The 19,368-nt window shown below is 43.1% G+C and carries 19 protein-coding genes and 1 pseudogene; 12 read left to right on the top strand and 8 right to left on the bottom strand.

Going from position 1 to position 19,368, the window contains the following annotated elements:
- Positions 1-64: 64 nt before the first annotated feature.
- Together B1A98_RS14760 and B1A98_RS14755 are read right to left on the bottom strand one after the other, a co-directional pair.
- A complete protein-coding gene (locus tag B1A98_RS14760; RefSeq protein WP_063383977.1) occupies positions 65-1,813 on the bottom strand; it encodes a sensor histidine kinase in 1,749 nt (582 codons plus the stop codon).
- A complete protein-coding gene (locus tag B1A98_RS14755; RefSeq protein ID WP_041098455.1) occupies positions 1,813-2,511 on the bottom strand; it encodes a response regulator transcription factor in 699 nt (232 codons plus the stop codon). Before B1A98_RS14755 ends, B1A98_RS14760 begins: the two co-directional genes overlap by 1 nt.
- Positions 2,512-2,671: 160 nt before the next feature.
- Here B1A98_RS14755 and B1A98_RS14750 point away from each other — a divergent pair, with 160 nt between their 5' ends.
- From B1A98_RS14750 to B1A98_RS14735, 4 genes are read left to right on the top strand one after another with little or no spacing between them, the layout of a single operon-like run.
- A complete protein-coding gene (locus B1A98_RS14750) occupies positions 2,672-3,361 on the top strand; it encodes an ABC transporter permease (protein WP_063383976.1) in 690 nt (229 codons plus the stop codon).
- Positions 3,361-4,266 (top strand): ABC transporter ATP-binding protein, encoded by a 906-nt coding sequence (locus B1A98_RS14745; RefSeq protein WP_063383975.1) that lies wholly within the window; start codon positions 3,361-3,363, stop codon positions 4,264-4,266. The genes B1A98_RS14750 and B1A98_RS14745 overlap by 1 nt, the downstream gene beginning before the upstream one ends.
- A 12-nt stretch (positions 4,267-4,278) precedes the next feature.
- Positions 4,279-4,764 carry a PH domain-containing protein gene (locus B1A98_RS14740; protein WP_063383974.1) on the top strand — a complete coding sequence of 162 codons (486 nt, stop codon included), beginning with the start codon at positions 4,279-4,281 and terminating at the stop codon, positions 4,762-4,764.
- A gap of 1 nt (position 4,765) precedes the next feature.
- Positions 4,766-6,205, top strand: a complete 1,440-nt coding sequence (locus B1A98_RS14735; protein ID WP_063383973.1) for a PH domain-containing protein — start codon at positions 4,766-4,768, stop codon at positions 6,203-6,205.
- An 86-nt stretch (positions 6,206-6,291) separates the two neighbouring features.
- On the opposite strand, the gene B1A98_RS20210 is transcribed toward B1A98_RS14735, so the two are convergent.
- A complete protein-coding gene (locus B1A98_RS20210) occupies positions 6,292-6,591 on the bottom strand; it encodes a hypothetical protein (protein WP_125474328.1) in 300 nt (99 codons plus the stop codon).
- A 537-nt stretch (positions 6,592-7,128) separates the two neighbouring features.
- On the opposite strand from B1A98_RS20210, the gene B1A98_RS14725 reads away from it, so the two are divergent.
- Together B1A98_RS14725 and B1A98_RS14720 are read left to right on the top strand one after the other, a co-directional pair.
- Positions 7,129-7,419: a hypothetical protein gene (locus B1A98_RS14725; protein WP_041114236.1), complete on the top strand. Its 291-nt coding sequence runs from the start codon at positions 7,129-7,131 to the stop codon at positions 7,417-7,419.
- A gap of 288 nt (positions 7,420-7,707) precedes the next feature.
- Positions 7,708-8,556, top strand: coding sequence for a PhzF family phenazine biosynthesis protein (locus B1A98_RS14720; protein ID WP_041114235.1), 849 nt, complete (start codon positions 7,708-7,710; stop codon positions 8,554-8,556).
- 172 nt (positions 8,557-8,728) lie between these two features.
- On the opposite strand, the gene B1A98_RS14715 is transcribed toward B1A98_RS14720, so the two are convergent.
- From B1A98_RS14715 to B1A98_RS14705, 3 genes are read right to left on the bottom strand one after another with little or no spacing between them, the layout of a single operon-like run.
- On the bottom strand, positions 8,729-8,962 hold the full coding sequence (locus tag B1A98_RS14715) for a hypothetical protein (RefSeq protein WP_041114234.1): 234 nt from the start codon (positions 8,960-8,962) through the stop codon (positions 8,729-8,731).
- Between the two features lie 25 nt (positions 8,963-8,987).
- On the bottom strand, positions 8,988-9,194 hold the full coding sequence (locus tag B1A98_RS14710; protein WP_041114233.1) for a hypothetical protein: 207 nt from the start codon (positions 9,192-9,194) through the stop codon (positions 8,988-8,990).
- Between the two features lie 3 nt (positions 9,195-9,197).
- Complete coding sequence (locus B1A98_RS14705; RefSeq protein WP_041114232.1) at positions 9,198-9,794, bottom strand: TetR/AcrR family transcriptional regulator; 597 nt, start codon at positions 9,792-9,794, stop codon at positions 9,198-9,200.
- Positions 9,795-10,525: 731 nt separating this feature from the next.
- Here B1A98_RS14705 and B1A98_RS20785 point away from each other — a divergent pair.
- The 3 genes and pseudogenes from B1A98_RS20785 to B1A98_RS14690 all read left to right on the top strand — a co-directional run bounded on the left by B1A98_RS20785 (position 10,526) and on the right by B1A98_RS14690 (position 11,873).
- Positions 10,526-10,849 carry a hypothetical protein gene (locus B1A98_RS20785; protein WP_041114231.1) on the top strand — a complete coding sequence of 108 codons (324 nt, stop codon included), beginning with the start codon at positions 10,526-10,528 and terminating at the stop codon, positions 10,847-10,849.
- 274 nt (positions 10,850-11,123) lie between these two features.
- The gene (locus B1A98_RS14695; RefSeq protein ID WP_041114230.1) at positions 11,124-11,540 is read left to right on the top strand and encodes a MarR family winged helix-turn-helix transcriptional regulator; all 417 of its coding nucleotides are present in this window, start codon (positions 11,124-11,126) and stop codon (positions 11,538-11,540) included.
- A pseudogene (locus B1A98_RS14690) lies at positions 11,524-11,873 on the top strand (DUF3147 family protein). The gene B1A98_RS14695 and the pseudogene B1A98_RS14690 overlap by 17 nt, the downstream one beginning before the upstream one ends.
- Positions 11,874-11,960: 87 nt before the next feature.
- On the opposite strand, the gene B1A98_RS14685 reads toward B1A98_RS14690, so the two are convergent.
- Positions 11,961-12,419 (bottom strand): GNAT family N-acetyltransferase, encoded by a 459-nt coding sequence (locus B1A98_RS14685; protein WP_052477370.1) that lies wholly within the window; start codon positions 12,417-12,419, stop codon positions 11,961-11,963.
- 353 nt (positions 12,420-12,772) lie between these two features.
- Between B1A98_RS14685 and B1A98_RS14680 the strand changes: the two genes are divergently transcribed.
- Positions 12,773-14,098 (top strand): short-chain fatty acid transporter, encoded by a 1,326-nt coding sequence (locus B1A98_RS14680; protein ID WP_041114229.1) that lies wholly within the window; start codon positions 12,773-12,775, stop codon positions 14,096-14,098.
- 64 nt (positions 14,099-14,162) lie between these two features.
- Here B1A98_RS14680 and B1A98_RS14675 read toward each other — a convergent pair whose 3' ends face one another.
- Positions 14,163-14,399: a hypothetical protein gene (locus tag B1A98_RS14675; protein ID WP_052475171.1), complete on the bottom strand. Its 237-nt coding sequence runs from the start codon at positions 14,397-14,399 to the stop codon at positions 14,163-14,165.
- Positions 14,400-14,840: 441 nt separating this feature from the next.
- Between B1A98_RS14675 and B1A98_RS14670 the strand changes: the two genes are divergently transcribed.
- The gene (locus tag B1A98_RS14670; protein ID WP_063383972.1) at positions 14,841-17,516 is read left to right on the top strand and encodes a YhgE/Pip domain-containing protein; all 2,676 of its coding nucleotides are present in this window, start codon (positions 14,841-14,843) and stop codon (positions 17,514-17,516) included.
- Between the two features lie 593 nt (positions 17,517-18,109).
- A complete protein-coding gene (locus B1A98_RS14665) occupies positions 18,110-19,273 on the top strand; it encodes an MFS transporter (RefSeq protein ID WP_041114227.1) in 1,164 nt (387 codons plus the stop codon).
- The last annotated feature ends 95 nt before the right edge of the window (positions 19,274-19,368 follow it).

The following is a 19,368-nucleotide window of genomic DNA, read 5'->3' as shown; positions in this document are numbered from 1 at the left end:
GCCGAATGGACAGCTGATGGCTTGTTTTGATGTTGGAATGGAACAGGAAGGGGGCTGGACTTGGTTAACCTGCCGAATGCTGTTCTTCTTTTTCCTTGGCAGGAAGTAAAATCCGGATCGAGGTTCCTTCGCTTGGAGCGCTTTTTACATTAATTGAGCCCCCGTGCAGCTTAATCAGCTGTTTGGTAATGGCCATGCCAAGACCGGTGCCACTACTTGGATCGGTCGTGTTTGTACCGCGATAGTAACGCTGGAACAATTTATCGAGTGTTTCATGATCCATGCCGATTCCGTCATCGTCAATGGTGATCATCACGAGCTCCTGCTCAATCATTGTTACAGATAGCTGAATGGTCGTGCCCGCCGGATTATACTTAAGGGCGTTCATGATGAGATTATCGAGCACGCGCTGGAACCATTTCGGATCAATCGGCGCGAGTAGCTGTTCCGGATACGGTTCAAATTGAAAAATGAACGGCTCATATTCCGCCATATTAATATAGTGGATAACTGTTCTGCGAATAAATTCATTAAGGTCCACCGGCTGTTTGACGATTGGCAGGCTGTCATTTCGCAAACGATAGGTTAAGGTCAAATCTTCAATTAACTTCATCATATAGTTTGATTTCTCGCTAATCGTTTGAATGAACGATTTTTTTTCTTCCTCCGTCCAATCATATTGGTCGGACTGCAGCATGTTCGTGTAGCCCGCAATGGAGGAGAGGGGGGTTTTTAAATCATGGGATAATCCGCTCGTCCATTCTTCGCGTGTTTGGGACATCTTCTTCCGCTGGCGTTCGTTGTCATGCAGCGTACGGGTCAGCTCTTCTAGTGTGTCAATCAGTTCCTTATATAAGCGAAACTTTCTTTTTAATTTCCCTTTTCTTGTCAGAAGCAGTGGCCGCTCGTGCAAATCACGCGGCTGCTCATAAATCCCGTTGCCGAGGTTTTCGATCCATTTCATTAACACAACGACTGGAGTGCCAAATTTGTTGGCATACCAAATGCTAACGGCCAGCAGCAAAATGAAAAGAAGCACGAGAATGACTAAAAGGGGACTGCTCAGTTTTTTCTCTATTGAGCTGCCCGCTGATGACTGGACGTGATGCTCCGCTTCCACCGTTACGGTCAAGCCGGATGGCTCATGTTTATACACGGCAACGGAGTACTGTTCGTTTTCGGATAAATCGCTCAATGTTTCAAGCGAAGAACGTTCTGGCAATGATCCGGCCGAATCGAGAACTTTTTTGTTTGCGTCAATCAGCTGTATCCGCGCCTTCTGTTTGTCCAGTGCTTCAAGTGTGGCTGTTGATAAGCCCAATTGCTGATGCGCCCAGTCGATGTCAGCCGCTAAATGCTTCAATAACAGCTGTGCGGCATTGGTTTTCCCGAAGAGCAAGATGACCGGCTGTGTATCCATAGGATGAAGCTCCCATATTTTAAACTGCGACAAGGCAGCGTCTTTTTCCAGAAGAAGAGCGGTGCTTTCCTTCGTTTGTATAGCTGAGGCGAGGGACTCGGGCGCATGATAGGCTGCTAATACCTTTCCTTTCTTTGATAAGGCCAGCAGCCAGCCATTTTGTTCATCCGCCCTTTTTTTTAATTCGGCGTCAAAGGCTGGTTTCCCGTTTTTCTTTATCATATGGCTGCCTAGGTAGAGGGAATCGGCCGCGGTTAAATCGTTTTTGGCTTCATCGTTTGATAGATAGAATCCAATGATCATTAACACGATCAGGCTTGTTAAAACCAGCAGCAAAAACAGCAATATCAGCTGTGTGAAAAATTGAATGATAAAGCGGCGGTGAATAGTCATTAGGCCTCACCAGCCGGTACGAATTTATAGCCAAGCCCTCTCACGGTGACAATCCGCTGTGGCTGGCTCGGATTGTCCTCAATTTTTTCCCGGAGCTTGCGAATATGCACCATTACTGTATTATCTTCGTTCAGGCAAGGCTCTCCCCAAACTTGTTCATATAATTGGCTTTTGCTGAACAGCTGATTTGGATGCTGACAGAAGAAGACGAGCAGCTGGTATACTTGGGCAGGCAGTTCCGTCAACTGCTGGTTAACGGATACCTCACCTGTATTCGTATTGACGGCAAGCGTGCCGAATTGGTAGATCGTTTTTGCCGCCGGCTTGATCGTCTGTCTGCGAAGATGCGCCTTGATGCGGGCCACTACCTCAAGAGGATTAAACGGCTTGGTAATATAGTCATCTGCCCCGACCGCGAACCCGGACAGCTTATCTAAATCAGACGACCGGGCTGTTAAAAAGAAAATCGGTGCGTCCGTTCTGGCGCGGATGAACGGACAAATGTCAAAGCCGCTCTGGTTCGGCAGCATGACATCGAGCAAAATTAAATCATATTCCCTCGATTGACACAGCGACAAGGCTTGTTCGGCAGTCGTGGCGGTATCAATCGCCGCAAACCCTTCTTTATTTAAAATCATAGTAAGCATATGTAAAATAGCTTGTTCATCATCCACGATGAGCAGTCGTGCACTTTGCATCGTATTCTCTCCAATTCTTTGTTAGGCGATATAGCTATTTTATCATTGTCATAGGCTGCTATTTGTAAAATTAAGCAAAAATTAAGGTGATATTCCATCAGTGGTAAGAAACAGGCAGTATGATAAAACCTAATAAAGGATCACGCAGGAGGAAGAATTTATGTATTCAATTGCTAAGAGAGAATTTTTTCAGTTATTTAAAAGCATTAAATCCATCTTGATCATTGCCTTATTGCTGCTGACTACGTACTATGCAGCGAAATTTGCGGATGTAATTATTGCCATAGCCGAGCTGTCCAGCGAGGAGGCGAAGGATGCTCATACCGCCGGGCTGCTTTTTTTCATGCTGCTGTTCGGACAGCTGTTTGTAATGGCTTTATCGCATGATGTGATGAATAGGGAGATATATGAGCGCACGATGCGTTTTTTGGTGACAAGAACCTCGAGAACCTCGATCATTGCGGGGAAATTTTTGGGGGTATGGCTGTTTTGGTTTAGCTGCGTAACGGCTGCTTTTCTTGTCACCATCGTATTTTCTAAGCACTTTAATCTATTCTTGCTTGCGCAAACAATCAGTTTGTTTACATTTCAAGTGGCTCTGGTCGTGCTTTTATCGGTGATCATTCCAAAACCGGCGTTTTCCATGTTTATTGGTGTGATGGCAGGTATTGCTTTTCCGTTCTTTGGCTTTTGGGCAGCGTTTCTTCAGGACAGCTGGTACAGTGCGCTGCGGTTTCTTAGCCCATATACGTACTTAATCCGCGATGATTATACATTTCTCGTTGTTTTCATCGGCTCGGCAGCCATGCTCCTCGCAGCAAATGAATTATTTAAAAGGAGAGAGTGTTAATGAATGCGATTGAAGTGAAGAATTTGCGAAAATCTTATGGAGAGACGGCCGTTATTCAAGGAGTGGATTTAACAGTCAAACAAGGCGAGATTCTCGGTTTTCTCGGGAGAAACGGAGCGGGAAAATCCACCTTTATTAATATACTGACTGGTATTATCCGGCCTACGGGCGGCTCGTTTTCCATTCTTGGCTGCCGCGGACTGAGCGATCAAGTGAAGAAAAGAATTGGCGTGATGCCGGATTACTCCACACTTTACAGTTCAATGACAGCTCTTGAACATTTACAGTATTTTTCTGAGGTATCCGGGAAAAAGAAGTCAACGAATCAGTGCTTGAGAGTTTTGGCATTAGTAGGTTTAGAGGGAGATGCCCGTAAAAAAGCCGGAAAATTTTCATTTGGGATGAAAAAAAAGCTGGGCATTGCCGCAGCCATGATCCATAACCCGGAGTTGCTTTTTTTAGATGAGCCGACATCCGGGCTCGATGCGGAGTCTGTTCTTCATATTCAGCAATTGATCCAAGACCTTCATAAGCAAGGCAAAACGATCTTTATGACCTCTCATAACTTGCACGAGGTAGAGAAGCTTTGCCACCGTATTGCGATTATGAAGGAAGGCAGAATTGTGAAAGCCGGCACGATGGAACAGCTTCGCGCCCACTGCCGCTCCACGATAACCGTGAGCCTGAAGCATTTGCCGGTTCCAAAGACGCAAACAGCGATGCTTTATGACTGGCTTGAAGGCTTTGGCACAGAGGTTGAAGCGCAAGAGACGTTTACGCGCGTAACGATCGATGCCGAAGAAAAAATTGCACAAGTGATTCGAGCATTTAACCAGTGCAAGGTCGACATTCTCAGAGTAGAGGTCGATGAGCCGACGTTAGAAGAAATCTTTCTTGAGGAATAGGGGATGGCTGGCATGAAGGTGCATGAACCAAAGCAGCGTATATCAAAGGAGGCGATCAAAGTATGGCTATGGAGTGACACCATTGCTAACCTGATAGGGGGCATGATTGTTGGTATCATTTATGCTCTGTATATCCGGTTTGGCTGGAAGGAGTGGGTTTTTTGGCTCATAGCAGCGATAGCGGCGTTAGTAGCAATCGGCATTATCTGGTCGTACATTCAGCCGTTTCTTCTCTATAAAAATTGGCGCTATGATGCGGATCAAGAGTTCTTGCATATGAAAAATGGGGCGCTGCAGCAAGTGGATGTCCTTGTGCCCATGACGAAAATTCAATCTGTAGCAACAAAGCAAGGGATATTCATGAGAAAGTATAATCTTATGTCTGTCAGTGTGCAGACGATCGGCGGGGAGCATGTTATTCCCGCCTTGCCAAAGGAAAGGGCAGAGCAATTGCGGAATGCTATTGCTGTGTACGCGAAGGTAAAGGATGATGAGTAATATGAAAAGGCAGCACCCGCTTTATATGCTGTATAAGCTGGGAGGCGTTCTGCGAAACGCTTTCTTCTTCTGGCTGTTTTTATTTGTGATCAAGGCAGACTCAACTTCTGCCTTTATTCACTATGGCCGAATAGTTTTTTATATCGCGCTTCCCTTCAGCATCGCCCAGCTCATCTATAAATGGCTGACAGCGGTTTATCGCCTGGATGAACATGCTTTTCAGCTTCGAAGCGGGATATGGCATCATGCGATAACAACGATTCCATATAGGAAGGTGCAACAAACGGTGCGGCACCGTTCATGGTTCCACCGGTTGTTTGGAGTGACAGCCATTCGCTTTGAAACCGGAACAGGGGAAGAAGAGGCAGCTGCCGCATTTGACGTCCTATCTGAGGCGGAAGCCCGGCGAATGGAGGCTTATGCAGAAGGAAATAGCGGCGAATGGCAGGCGGAGAAAGGGACAAAGCCGGATATCACTGTCCATTTTGAAGCCGACAAAAGGGAATTGTTAAAGGCGTCTTTTACATCCCTTCGCTTTTTAGTATTTATTCCATTCTTTGTTTCTATCTATTTCAAGATAGATGACGTCCTTCCATTAGAAAAGAGGCATCTAAGCATCGAGCTATTCGTTCAGCAGCAGCCGGCTTATTTGATTGCCTGTGCGGCCGTACTCCTCGTTTGCGGGACTCTTGGAGGAATGATCTATACGTTTGTCCAGTATAGCAGCGATCAAATCACGTCTGATCAAGAGCGAATTTACGTGAGAAAGGGTGCATGGAAGGAGACGCAATTATCGATTCAAAAGCGGAACGTGCAGACGATTGAAGTAAAGCAGAGCCTAGTGAAGCGCCTGCTTGGCTTGGCGCAGATAAATCTCATAGCGGTCAGCGGAGAGAATGGAGAGGATGAGCGCAAAGTGCATGAGTTATATCCGTTTTTTCCTGTCGAGCGCGCTTGGGATTTAGTGTCAGAGCTGCTTCCCCATTATGAACTCCATGGGAGGATGCACCCGTTGCCTAAAAAAGCACTCTGGATCAAACTCCTGATGTCAAGCTGGTTCTGCGGCGGGGCGGCCATTGCGTTGTATGCGCTGAAAGAACATTTGCCTGCTCCCTGGTGGCTATTGGCAATCGCTGTGTTCGGCAGTACCAGCTGCTTCGCTTTTCTGGGCCATCGGCATACGCGATTTGCCCTATCCGGCGATCAAATACAATGGCAGCGAGGGGTACTCACAACCACACTATGCATTGTCAAGCGCAGTAAAATTGTAGAAATGAAGAAAAAGCAAGGGCTTGTGCAGCGAATAATGGGAATGGCGACCGTTGAATTTGCCCATCGGCTGAATCCAGTGCGAGTAAGGTCAATCAGCGGCCTTCCGGCTGAATTTGCTGAAACGTGCCGCAGATGGTACGTTCAAGGCCCAAAGGGATTTGATAGCTGAAACAGGGGGAGCCTATGAAAAGGAATGCCCCCATCAGTTCAGCGGCCGGGGCGGCTTCATGGCACTGCCGCCCTTTAGGCTTTCGTTCAATCAAGCCGGAAGGTGTCTGTATACGACGTTTCATTTTCTTTCCAGGTGACGGCTGCCTGATAAACACGGCCTTTCTTTGGCGCGTCTCCTAAATAAAACTCGCTTGAAAAAGGATGAAGAGCCGTCCACGATCTATCTTCAGCTCTTCCTTCAAAAAACTTGTCCTTCCTCATCACCGCTTTTCCGTTTTCCATCAGAACCACAGATTGAACATCCACCTTCTGCGTCCCCCTTTGCTGCAGCTTGCCCACCCAGCCGGCAGACTCACTAGCGTTCACATTTTGTTTGAATGTCACTTTCCACATCCTAATGTCTGAGACCCCCGACATCGATATGCTGGAGAAATATCCGAGAATGCCTATCCGGAGAATAAAAAGACCCCTGGCCATACATATTTTTTGATGTTCATACCCATCCGCCTTTTTATCCATGATTTGCATATACATCAAACAGATTATACCATTTTTTGTATAATAAACCTGTAGGATAGTGAAAATAAACCATTCGATCAAGCTCTGGACTCATGCTAGATAGATAATTGATTTTCATCATGCATGTAATAAACAAATGTTTCATTTAGTTTTATATTCCCAAGCATAATCATCTTAATTAAAATAGCTAAATAAGAAACTAAAATTATATTGATTTAAGCTTTTCTTAATTAATGTTGTACTTAATAGTACTCCTGACAATAACCCTGCAAGAGTTTTTTGGCTTCTTTTCATCTTACACCCACTCTTCTATTTTTAATAATTTCCATTTGTAGGATATAACTATATAATATTCGAAATGAATATATGGTATATATTAAAATAATAGTAAGGAGTGATTTGGTGAAAAATGTTGAAAATGAATTTCCCTGGTATTTAAAAAGAACACCTTTTTTGATAATTGCCTTTTGTTTTGCACCATTAGCTTATATTATTATCTTTTTAAATTGGAGTCGGTTAGATAATGAAACAAGGGGAGATCGCTTTTTTGTAGCATCTATATTGTTTTTGATTTTCTCTATAGGATTTATGCCGCGTAACTTTTTAAGTATTTCGCTTGCAGTCGGCGTAGTTCTCTTTCTATGTTCTGCTACGTATGTTGTTTTGTTAAAAAAAAATAGTTTATTGTTTTGATCCTACAGATACAAAAGAGAATGACTTAAATGATAGCAATGGAGTGTTGGAAATTGCTGAATATGCGGCAAAACATAATGATTGATTAATAAATGAGAAAGTATTTGATGTTTTTTATAAATCTTGAAGGGATGGCAGCTGCTTGTATGCTCTGGTCTTATGAAAGACTATCCTCAAAAATATGAGAGTAGTAGATTTATAGAAAGTTGATTTTGCTTATTTTTATTCCAATAAAAAAGGCAATAATCAACTTTCTATATTATAGTGTAGCAAATGAGGTGAAAAATAATGTATTACGAACACGTTGATGTATTTTCTAAAGATCCATTAAAAGGGAATGGTTTGACTGTTGTATTCCCAGAAGAAATGCTGCCAGATGATGTGCTGTTGTCGATTGCACAAGAGTTAAAACAGTTTGAGACCATTTTTATTTTTCCGCAAACAGAAAAGGGCGTTTTTCCGTGCAGGATTTTCACGATAGAAGAAGAATTGCCTTTTGCGGGTCATCCTGTTATCGGTGCTGGTGCAGTTATTCATCATCGTTTTTTTAAAGAGCAACAGAAGCAAGAAATTTCATTTGATTTATCGGGAAGACGTATTCATCTAGTTTCTTCAAAAGAAGACGGGTCGCACTGTGTCGTGATGAATCAAGGAAATCCGCAATTTATAGATACAATTGAAGAAAAAGACTACCTGGAGATTTGTGAGGCCTTATGTTTGAATGAAGAGGATTTAGATCGAAACTATCCACTAGAAGTTGTTTCAACAGGCTTGCCATACCTATTAATACCTGTTCGTCGACACATTCAAGACGTACAAATTAAACGACATGATTTTGAAGACTTCATTGGTAAATGGCGAGCGAAATTTGCTTATATTTATGAAACACCTGCCCTAGAATGCAGAAGTTTTGATAATCAGGGGGCAGTAGAAGATATCGCAACCGGCAGTGCAGCAGGACCATTAATTGCTTCTCTAGTACATAATGATAAAAAAGCGGTGAATGAAAAAATACAACTTTATCAAGGGAAGTTTGTTGGGCGGCCAAGCGTAATCGAGGGTTGGATGACAGAAGAAAATGAAGTTGTGATTCAAGGGCATGTTGCCTTTTTTGCATCGGGCAAAATAAATATATAAGACCTTTAAACCATTACACGCGTGTTGATTAACCAAATTTATCCATGAAAACAGCTCCGTAAATGTTAATTTGTGTCTAACATTTACGGGGCTGTTCATCTCTTTGAAAGAGGAGGCCATTTATATTCTTATAGCTAATCGACATCTCCTGGTTTAATTGTTTAAAGGGAGGCTAAAGCTTTTTTATTTCAACGGTGGTTACGATAGAACTTAACATACTAATGGCTCCTAAAACGAATAAAGGGGCAGACGAACCAATTATTCCTACTGTTAGTCCTCCTGCTCCTATAGCAGTTGTAAAATATCTGCTGCGCTTCAGCTTAGCTTTCGTTGCTTTTGGAATCGTCATGTTCACTCCAGCTAACTTATTTACTTTTGTCAATGCTGCATCTAATTGTTTAATCATTTTTATTTCCCCCGTTTGAATGAATTTATAAGAAAATACTAATAGCTGGATTAATCAGCAACAATGAACTAGAAGCTAAAATATACATCCCATACTTGTGTTTTTTCTCAATGCAATATAAACCAACTACAAACACGACAAACGCAAGAGCTAATGAGATAGAGTTAAAGGTTGCGGCGGAAGTGTTTTGCAAATAATTGACAAACAAGATATCTGATAATTGTTTATCCACTGGTTATTCTCCCTTCTCATCCACTTCAAAAATTTGAGAGACCGAACTATCAAGCAAAAAACCGAATATTTCTTTCTTGTTGTAAGCAAATTTCTTTTCCATCGTAGCCGTAAATAATAATGTACTAAAGATTCCATATGCTTTTTCTTTTGGAATTTTCAGCTTTAAATGGGAATTCTCTAAAACATGATGAAGAAAATTTTCATCATTTTCTCTGAAGCTTTCAATTTTCTCTTGCGGCAACTTATTTAAAAATAATAGATAGTCTGGGCTGTTAAAGCTATACAGCTTCGGATAGTTGGCATATTCATCGAAAAGCCATCTCATGGCTATTTTGAACCCTTCAATGCCTGGATTAGTCTGCATAATGGAATTCCACTGTTCCTTCAATTGTTCTTGAATCATCAATAGTACTTCTAGGAAAAGTTCTTCTTTTGTTTCATATAATCTGTAAAAAGATCCAGTGGATATGCCAACTTCCTTAGTAAGAAAAGCGATATTAGTTAATTTGTATCCTTTCGTTTTCCAACCATGTGCACAGGATTCCCGCAACTTCTCTTTAAGCAGTTGAATATCTTCTTCTGTAAAGTTCTTTTTCATTCAGTTACTCCTTTCATTAAGAATCATTCACCAAACTAATGAATATTTTTTTAAAATTTATTCATGAATATAATTTATTTTATATTCATGAAAATGTCAAGCTGCTTTATCTGATGAAATGTTTAAAGGTCATGAAAAGAGATCTTAGAAACAGCCTTCCTCTCGATTTATTTTTGATAAAGAGAGCTGGTCAAACCTGCTAGAGACCCTGACCGTCAAGCTGGAAATCAGAACTAAAACTATTTGGGAGAATGTTCATAAGGCGTTGAAGACGAATGTGGAGTATCATTTTTAACAAAAAGCTTAATTAAAATCATTTGAGAGAAAATGACTGAACAGTAGGTTTCATGATTTTTATTTTATGAGGCAAATGATTCAATGAAGAAAATGAAAGAGTCTTGGCCTTCTATTTATTGAGAAAGGATCTATCAATAAATAAGACAGAATAATAAATGGTAGGATTACTCTATATTTTAAAAAGAGGTGAGAACCATTACTAGACAGCAGCGGGCCTTCAGGGTTTCTTTCTTCTCTTAATAGCCGCGGTCGGTTTATCGGCATGCAGCTCGACAGCTGATCACATCCGTCAGGCAAATAGCTTCCATTCCCCGCTTTATTCCGGTGAACCCTTAAAGGTTGGTATAATTGGAAAAGCACCAGTTGTCAGGGAAGACCATATTGAATTTGTTCCCTTACGCTTCAATGAACTTTCAGAAAAGCGGTTAAAGCAGGTGGATGCTGTTTTTATAGATCAAAAGCATTTACCGGAAGCAGCTGAGGCCAAATATGCTCAGGTATATCTCGATTCTCCCGTTCCGTTTGTATTCATCGACTCTGAGAAAGTGTACCTGGCATTCATCGATGAGGAGCTTTCTTACGAAGAGGCGCATCGTTCCCAGTCTGGAGATTATTTAATTGGTTATTTTAATGACCAGTATTTTGGCGCAGACTTATACGCTCATCAAAAAAACAAGCAAACTATCCAGGATTGTTATTCGCGCGTCTTTTCATTGCTAGAAGAAACGAAGAATACCGGAAAGATCACCCTCGAGTAGATGCCAGTTTCCAGTGTCTTTTAGGGAAAAGGGCCTATACAGTATAGAGAGCTGGGAAGGGTGAAATAAAGAGACCGCATCATGTGTGCGGACCATGGTGATTTGCTGGATTTTCTAATGACTGTCAATGAAAAGCTTCCGCCAGGACAAATAGAATGAATGAAAAAAAGAGAACTCCTCGTCTGCCGCGTTCTCGGCGACGAGGAGTTTTATTGCTCATTTGCCGGCGGTCTGATGAAATATCGTATTATACGATATAAAAGCAGGTGAAGCGATGAACGCACAGTTTATTAACGAGGCATGGACGGATCTTTATTATTATTTGCATTACCAGCACGAAGAGTCTTTAACTCACCAAAATATCAGGTGCATGCAAGCCGTTAAGAAAAATAAAGACGCCACGATACAATTCCTGTCTGATGCATTACAGGTGACCCACCACACGGCATCTGAGCATGTGAAAAGGTTAATACAAAAAGGATACCTGAAAAAAGAACGTTCTCTTCAAGACAAGCGGATTGTGTATGTGAAGCTCACCGGGCTGGGGGAAGATGTTTTGAAGAGAAATACCGAGCTTGACGAGGAAAAGCTTCAAACCATTTTAGAACGTGTCAGCGCAGAAGAGCGGCAAAAGATTATAGAAGCCTTTTCGCTGTTAAGAAAGGAAGCAAAAGATGTCTTTTCTCGTTAAGACGCTGATTTCAGCTGTTATTATTGGAGCCATAACCATGATTGCGAAAGCTTCCCCTAAATACGGCGGCATTATAGCGGCTCTGCCTCTAGTCAGTCTCCTCAGCCTTTTCTGGTTATATGTGCAGGGGAGAGACCCAGCCAGCTAAGCCAGTTTCTTTTTGGGGTGTTATATGGTTTGCCCAGCACAATGATTTTAATCGGGATTGTCGCTCTGGCTTTAAAGCAGTCCCTGCCGTTTGTAGGATCGCTGATTCTCGGTCTCGGCGGCTGGGGAGTGTGTCTGTTTTTACAAAAATGGCTGCTTTCCGGCTCATTCTTTCATTTGCGTTAACAAACAAGGCTACAGCCGGACCTGCAGGAATGGTATTCAGTGTCATTCTTGTCTGAGAGCTCCCGTTCTATTGGACGGGAGCTCTCTTTAGTCTTCTGACAGAAGGATAAATTCCGGGCTGAAGCCATTATGTTCAAACATTTTTCTGGCCCGTTCATTGTCTAAGGCGACATGTACATGGACAACAGGTATTGCTTGTGTATGGAACCACGCGCGTATTTCGCGGATTAACTGCTTGGCCGTGTGTTGTCGGCGATAAGCCTTCGTGACGAAAATTTCATCAAATAGGCCATACAGAGAGTCTGTAACTAGATCTTTTTGAATAGTTGCCAAAGCATAACCAGCCACACGCTGTTCCTTTAAGGCTACAAAGAGGGCTCCATAGCGGGAATCGGCCATTTGCTGCAGCTGTTTAGCAATATTAGCTTGTTCGTCTGCTTCCAGCGCTACATCTGCCATTTCCAAAGCATTTTCGTTCCATAATGTTAAAATCTGGTCTTGATATTGGGAGAGGGCATTGATTGATTGAATTCGCTTTATATCCATCAAGTACGCTCCTTTCTTGTAATAAACAGGGGATCGTTCCCGCACCTCATCAGAAACAACAGGAGGCAAAGCAGGCTAGTAAAAAAAGATAAACAATAGCATGTTGCCTCCCATCTCATGAGATGGGATCTATCAGTGCAGTAACACCATTTTATCAAAAATGGTAAAAAGATACACTTTTTCAAACGAACAAGAAAAAATGGCCACACCGATTGGAACTAGGACATGGGCGTTGATTGTATCATTTTGTCAATATCTGTCTATGAAAAGAAAGAGGAGATAACAGCAAAAAATGGAATGAATAGATAAAACTTACTAATGTGGAACACGTGCAAGAGAGAGGAGAAAACAGATTGAAGATACTGATCTCATTATCTAACCGGTTGATGCAAAGGTATTTGCCGGACCCATTTTTATTTGTTATCATCCTTACCTTTTTTGTTGCTGGCCTATCGCTCGTTTTGACGGACAGTACGCCTATTCAAGTCGTGGAGTATTGGGGCGGGGGGTTTTGGAGCCTATTGGCGTTTACGATGCAAATGGTTCTTGTTCTTGTGACCGGCCATACACTGGCAAGCAGCCCGATCTTTAAAAAAGGGTTGGGAAGCCTCGCTTCAATTCCAAAAACCCCGGGGCAGGCGATTGTTCTTGTTTCCATTGTTTCGCTGCTGGCCTGCTGGATCAATTGGGGGTTTGGCCTTGTCATTGGCGCTTTATTTGCTAGGGAGCTAGCAAATAAAGTCGATGGGGTGGATTATCGGCTGCTGATTGCCAGCGCATACAGCGGCTTTCTTGTATGGCATGGCGGTTTATCCGGTTCCGTGCCGCTGACGATCGCGACACCCGAACACTTCTCAGAAAACCTCATCGGCATTGTGCCGACAAGTGAAACGATTTTTTCTGCTTACAATTTAGTTATCGTTGCTGCGCTGTTTGTCATCATTCCCTTGATGAACCGTCTGATGATGCCGGCAAAGGATCAAACAATCACCATCGACCGTTCCTTGCTGGAGGACGCGAATTCGCTGCAGGCCGCGGCCGTTGAGGCCGATGTGTTAACGCCGGCTGACCGCTTGGAAAACAGCCGTCTTCTCTCTATGGTGACAGGGGCGTTAGGACTGTGCTTCTTGGCGTTATATGTGAGAGAGAACGGCTGGAATCTTAATTTAGATATTGTTAATTTTATCTTCTTATTTTTAGGGATTTTACTGCATGGCACACCGAGGCGTTTTTTGGAAGCGGTAGGAAACGCGGTTAAAGGATCAAGCGGGATTATTATTCAGTTTCCGTTTTATGCAGGCTTAATGGGAATCATGGTTTCCTCAGGATTAGCGACGGCATTATCTGAGGCTTTCGTTTCCATCTCAACCGAGAGCACCTTTCACGTTCTTGTCTTTTGGAGTGCCGGTCTCGTCAACTTTTTCGTTCCGTCAGGAGGCGGACAGTGGGCCGTTCAGGCGCCCGTTATGCTGGAGGCCGCGCAAAGCATGGACGTATCCATGGCAAAAACAGCCATGGCGGTCGCTTGGGGAGATGCTTGGACGAATATGATTCAGCCGTTTTGGGCATTGCCGGCATTGGCAATTGCCGGGTTGAAGGCAAAAGATATTATGGGATTTTGCCTGATTATTTTATTTGTGAGCGGCGCGGTCATTTCTTTAGGTTTCCTTCTCTTATAAATACCGAGTCAAGTGAACAAAGGAAGAAGAGCTCCCCTCACATCGGGGAGCTCTTCTTCCTTTGTTAATCCAGCTTCTGCTTCAAACATTTCATGCTTAAGAAAGCCGCACCCAGAGAAAGCACGGAAATGATCAGCGGCGAAATCGCGTCGGCCGCGCCAAATTCAGTGTCAGATGATAGCGGCACGGAAGGAGCGGTCAAATCCGGAGTATAGAACGCTGTGAGCACGAAGCCGGAGCCGATTTGCAGCAGGACATATGCCAGCACAAAGATGCCCGTGAACAGTAAATAGTTTTTCATCGCCATTTCCCCCTTTTTAGCGGATAGATGACTAGTAGTTTACCATATTTTTCAATGCTCAAACAGCTCCTTAGATCGGCTTTTTCTATATTCAGTGATCTCGGCAGCCTGTGCCTGTTGGCTAAATGGTTAAAGATAGGTGTCTCTAATGAGTATGACTCCAGGATATCGAGGGTAAATGAGAATAAGCCTGCCTCCTCATTTGGAGGAGATCAATGGACGGTATGGTTGATTTTGTCTATTTATCTAAATTCCATAATGAACTTGTTGAATCCACAAGTTTTTTCCTCTATAGTTTGTAAGGTCAAATGCTTTCATAGAAATGAGAAAGTTTGTTAAATTTAGGGAAGGCACAAAAGATCAAAGGATAGATTGCACGTTTATATCCAAAATAATGATTATCTCGTGCTAATGAAAATTGTTAAAAGTCGGGTGAGAGGAATGAAAAAGGTTTTTCAAATTTATAAGGATGACTGGAAAAGAATTTTCAGTGTACCAACTGGGATTCTGCTCACCATAGCCATTATGTTTTTGCCATCTGTTTATGCTTGGGTGAATATTAAAGCGATGTGGGATCCTTATCAAGATACCTCGGGACTGAAAATCGCCGTAACCAATTTGGATAAAGGCGGAGAAGTCAGGGGCAAGCAATTAAATGTCGGAAAAGAAGTAGAGGAGAATTTAAAGAAAAATAAAAAGCTGGGCTGGACGTTTGTTTCTCAGGAAGAGGCAGAGCGCGGCGTCAAGCAAGGAGACTACTATGCCAGCTTATTAATTCCTGAAGACTTTTCCAGCAAAATGGCCAGTGTGCTGTCCAAAAATCCGGAACGGGCAGAGATCCTGTACACCGTGAATGAAAAGCTCAATGCGGTAGCGCCGAAAATCACTGGAAAGGGTGCAGCGAGCATCGTTGAGGAAGTAAGCGAGAACTTCACCAAGGAAGTGGATCAGGCGGTGTTAACTGAGTTCAACAAGGCCGGAATTGAGCTGGAAAGAGAGCTGCCGACAATCCGCAATATCGAGAGCAAAGTGTTTGCGTTAGAAAAGCAGCTGCCGCAGTTAAAGGCAATGGGCAACAAAATCATTGCTCTTGATGAAAAGATGCCGGAGCTTAAAGAAAAAAGCCAAAAAATTGTCGAGCTGGAGAAGGAACTGCCAAAAATCAATGAAGTTGGCAATAGTGTTTTAAAAGTAGAAGAGAACCTCCCGAAATTGAGGGAGGTAGGAAACGAAATTTTGGTCATTCAAAAGAAGCTGCCTACGATCGAGCGGGCAGCCGACAAAGTAGTGGAAATCGATAAAAACTTTTATCGGATTGAGCAAGCGGTGGATAAAGGCATTGAAGACGCACAGAAGGCCAACAAAATTGTGGCGGCCGCCCAGCAGGAGCTGCCTAAGGTAGCGAAGATTGCGGAAGGGGGAAGTGCGTTTGCCAATGAACTCAATGACTTCCTGCAGAAAAACGATGGGGCGTTTGAGACAGTTGCGCCGGTCATTAAGCAAAACTTAACACTCATGCAGCAAATAGCTGATTCCGCTGTTCAACTGACAGAGGCGATCCAAGCGGAGGATTTTGATCCTCAAAAGGTGGTTAATTCTGCAGAATTTACTAAGGAACGCCTGCAAACAGGGGTGACGATCATTGACCGGACGGTGAGCCTGCTGACGAAGCTGAATGAATACGCGGAAGGAAGTCCGTTAACCGGCACGATTGAACGCTTAAATAATGTAAAGCAAAATTTCCAGCAGCAAATAGAAGTGCTGAACAAGATAGAGAACGCGATTAAAAACGGCGAACAGCCGGCAAAGGAACTGGTTGACCAGCTGAATCAGCTGGCCACGTCCGCAAGCGGCACGTTAGGGGATATTTTGGCGATCTATGACACGGATATTGTGCCAAGAGTCAATCAGGCGCTAAGCAAGCTGAAAACAGCGGCCAAGACGTCTTCTCAAGCCTTGCAAACAGCCAAAGAGAAGCTGCCGGATATCCAGCAGGTGTTAAAGGAAGCTCAGTCCAGTGTTCAATTTGGACTGGAGGAATTACAAAAAATCAAAAAGCGGCTGCCGGGCATTCAGAAGGAAATTCATGAGGCGGCTACAGCTATATCAGGCAAAATGGATGATTTCACAACATCTGTGAATGAAGCGGCTGTATTTGTGAAGAATGATCTGCCATCTGTGGAGAAGAAAGTGCATAAAGCGGCGGATTTTGTGCGAAATGATCTGCCAGCCGCAGAGAAGGAAGTGCGGAAGGTATCTCGTTTAGTTCAAACGAAGCTGCCTGAAATGCAAAAATCCGTTCATCAGGCGGCAGAACTGATCCGGACGGATTTGCCTGAAATGGAAAGCTCGATTAAAGACGCAGCCGATAAAATTCGAAAGTTTGAAGGCGAAAGAAACTTAGGCGACATTATTGAGCTGCTAAAAAATGACGTAAAGAGAGAAAGCGACTTTTTAAGCAAGCCGATTAAGTTAAAAGAAGAAAAGCTATTCCCTGTTCCAAATTATGGATCAGCGATGTCGCCATTCTATACAACGCTGTCTTTATGGGTCGGGGCGATGCTGCTGATTTCCTTGTTCCGGACAGATGTGGTGGACCCGGAAAATCAGTATACGATCTACCAGGTGTACTTTGGAAGGCTGCTGACGTTTTTGACAATTGGCATGTTCCAGGGGCTGATCGTCAGCCTGGGCGACGTCTTTCTGCTCCATGCTTATATCGTGGAGAAATTCTGGTTTGTCGTCTTTGCGGTCATCACAAGCATTATATTCGTGACGATTACGTATACGCTCGTTTCTGTTTTCGGAAACATTGGGAAAGGGCTGGCTATTATCTTTCTCGTTCTCCAATTTTCCAGCTCGGGCGGAACCTTCCCGGTAAGTCTGACACCGGAATTTTTCCAAAAAATTAACCCGTTTGTTCCATTTACGTATGCGGTCAGCCTGTTGCGGGAGGCCGTTGGGGGCATGCTGCCGGAGGTTATCAGAAAAGATTTATTGGCCCTGCTGTTCTTCTTCATTCTGACGATTTTATTCGCGCTGGCACTGAAGAAGCCGTTAAGCGGGATCACCAAAAAACTGGCAGAAAACGCCGAGAAAACAAACATACTTTCTTGATTTTCCATCAAGCATCCGAAAAGCGGACCTTTGCCCGCTTTTCGGATGCTTTTTTAATTAGGACCAGAAGGGGAGAAGGCGGCATCTGGAGTGTTATGAAACCGTTGATATAATCTGAGCGAGGGCAAGTGATGCATCCGCTTCTTCAGGAAAAACTAAGAGCAGAGTTGATTCTCCAAATTGCACATGCCTGAGGATGAGGAAGGCACACTAAAACTGATGGAGACTCATCGTTGTGAACAAATTACTGATGATTCGATAGACGAAGCACATAGAACTTGGATTTCAATCTGAATGATTGGGATAATGAAGAGTTAGTTGGATGACAAAATTATTTAATTTCTATCGTGCGGCATCGGCCGTCTGGTGAATGAATAACAAGGTTGTTTCATTTTTATCGAATGCAAGGGGCAGAACAGCGCAGCTCATATGAATGTTTAATCAGTTGAACAAGCAGCTTGAAAATGGAAGAGGGGGTTGATGTTGAAAATCTGTCAAAAGCACCTATATACAGGGGTTTTTGGATTCAAAAATTTCCCTGGGAAGAAGGATTTAGGTTATAGTAGGAGGGAAGTTGAAAAGGAGTAAATTATATGCAAAAACCAAATATAACGCTCGCTATATTATTGATAAATCTATTCATTGCTTTTTTGGGAATTGGGCTTGTGATTCCGGTAACCCCCAAAATTATGAATGAGTTAAATTTGTCTGGATCGGTTGTTGGCTATATGGTTGCTGCTTTTGCTACCACACAGTTAATTATCTCACCGGTTGCCGGTCGTTGGGTAGACCGGTTTGGACGCAAACGAATGATCGTTATTGGACTAATGATCTTTAGTCTTTCAGAGTTTTTGTTTGGAATCGGTAAAACAGCTGAAGCTCTGTTTATTTCGCGCATGCTTGGAGGTGTCAGTGCAGCATTCATCATGCCGGCCGTAACAGCCTTTATTGCCGACACTACGACTGTTAAGACAAGGCCAAAAGCACTTGGCTATATGTCAGCAGCCATTTCCACAGGCTTTATCATCGGACCAGGTATTGGCGGGTTTTTAGCAGAGATCGGTACTCGTTTGCCGTTCTTCTTTGCGGCTATTCTCGCATTAGTTGCAGCCATCTTATCTATCCTTGCACTTCGTGAGCCAGAACGAAATCCTGAATACAAAGAAATAACCGTTGAGAAAAAGGGGATCAAGCGCGTTCTTATCCCTATGTATTTTATATCATTTATGGTGATATTGATTTCATCGCTTGGCTTAGCAGCTTTTGAGTCGCTATTCGCTTTATTCGTCGACCATAAATTTGGTTTTACCCCAAAGGATATTGCTATCATGATTACAGGAGGAGCCATTTTAGGAGCGATTGCTCAAGTTGTATTATTTGAGCGCTTTACGAAATGGTTTGGTGAAATTCGCTTAATTCGTTATAGTCTTATCCTTTCGACAGTGCTAGTGTTTTTAGTTACTATTGTGAACTCGTATTTTACCATTTTACTTGTTACCATAACCGTATTCATCGGGTTTGATTTAATGCGGCCGGCTGTAACCACGTATTTATCCAGAATTGCCGGCAATGAACAAGGGTTTGTTGGAGGCATGAACTCCATGTTTACAAGCATCGGCAACGTAATTGGCCCGATTGTTGGCGGGATTTTATTTGATATTGATTTAAACTATCCGTTTTATTTTGCAACGATTTTATTAGCAGCGGGAATTGGGATAACACTCGCTTGGAAAGAGCCAGCAGCTCAAAAACCTTGATTTAGCAAAAAGCATACTATTTGCTGCACATTGGCAAGCATTGCATACAAACTGGAGCCGTCCCGTTTAGACGAAAAATTTCAGCAAAAGACCGA

Source organism: Pseudobacillus badius, assembly GCF_002189605.1.
Lineage (GTDB): Bacteria > Bacillota > Bacilli > Bacillales > Domibacillaceae > Pseudobacillus > Pseudobacillus badius.
Note: the sequence above shows the minus strand (reverse complement) of the source record. Positions and strands in the feature narration are given on the sequence as shown.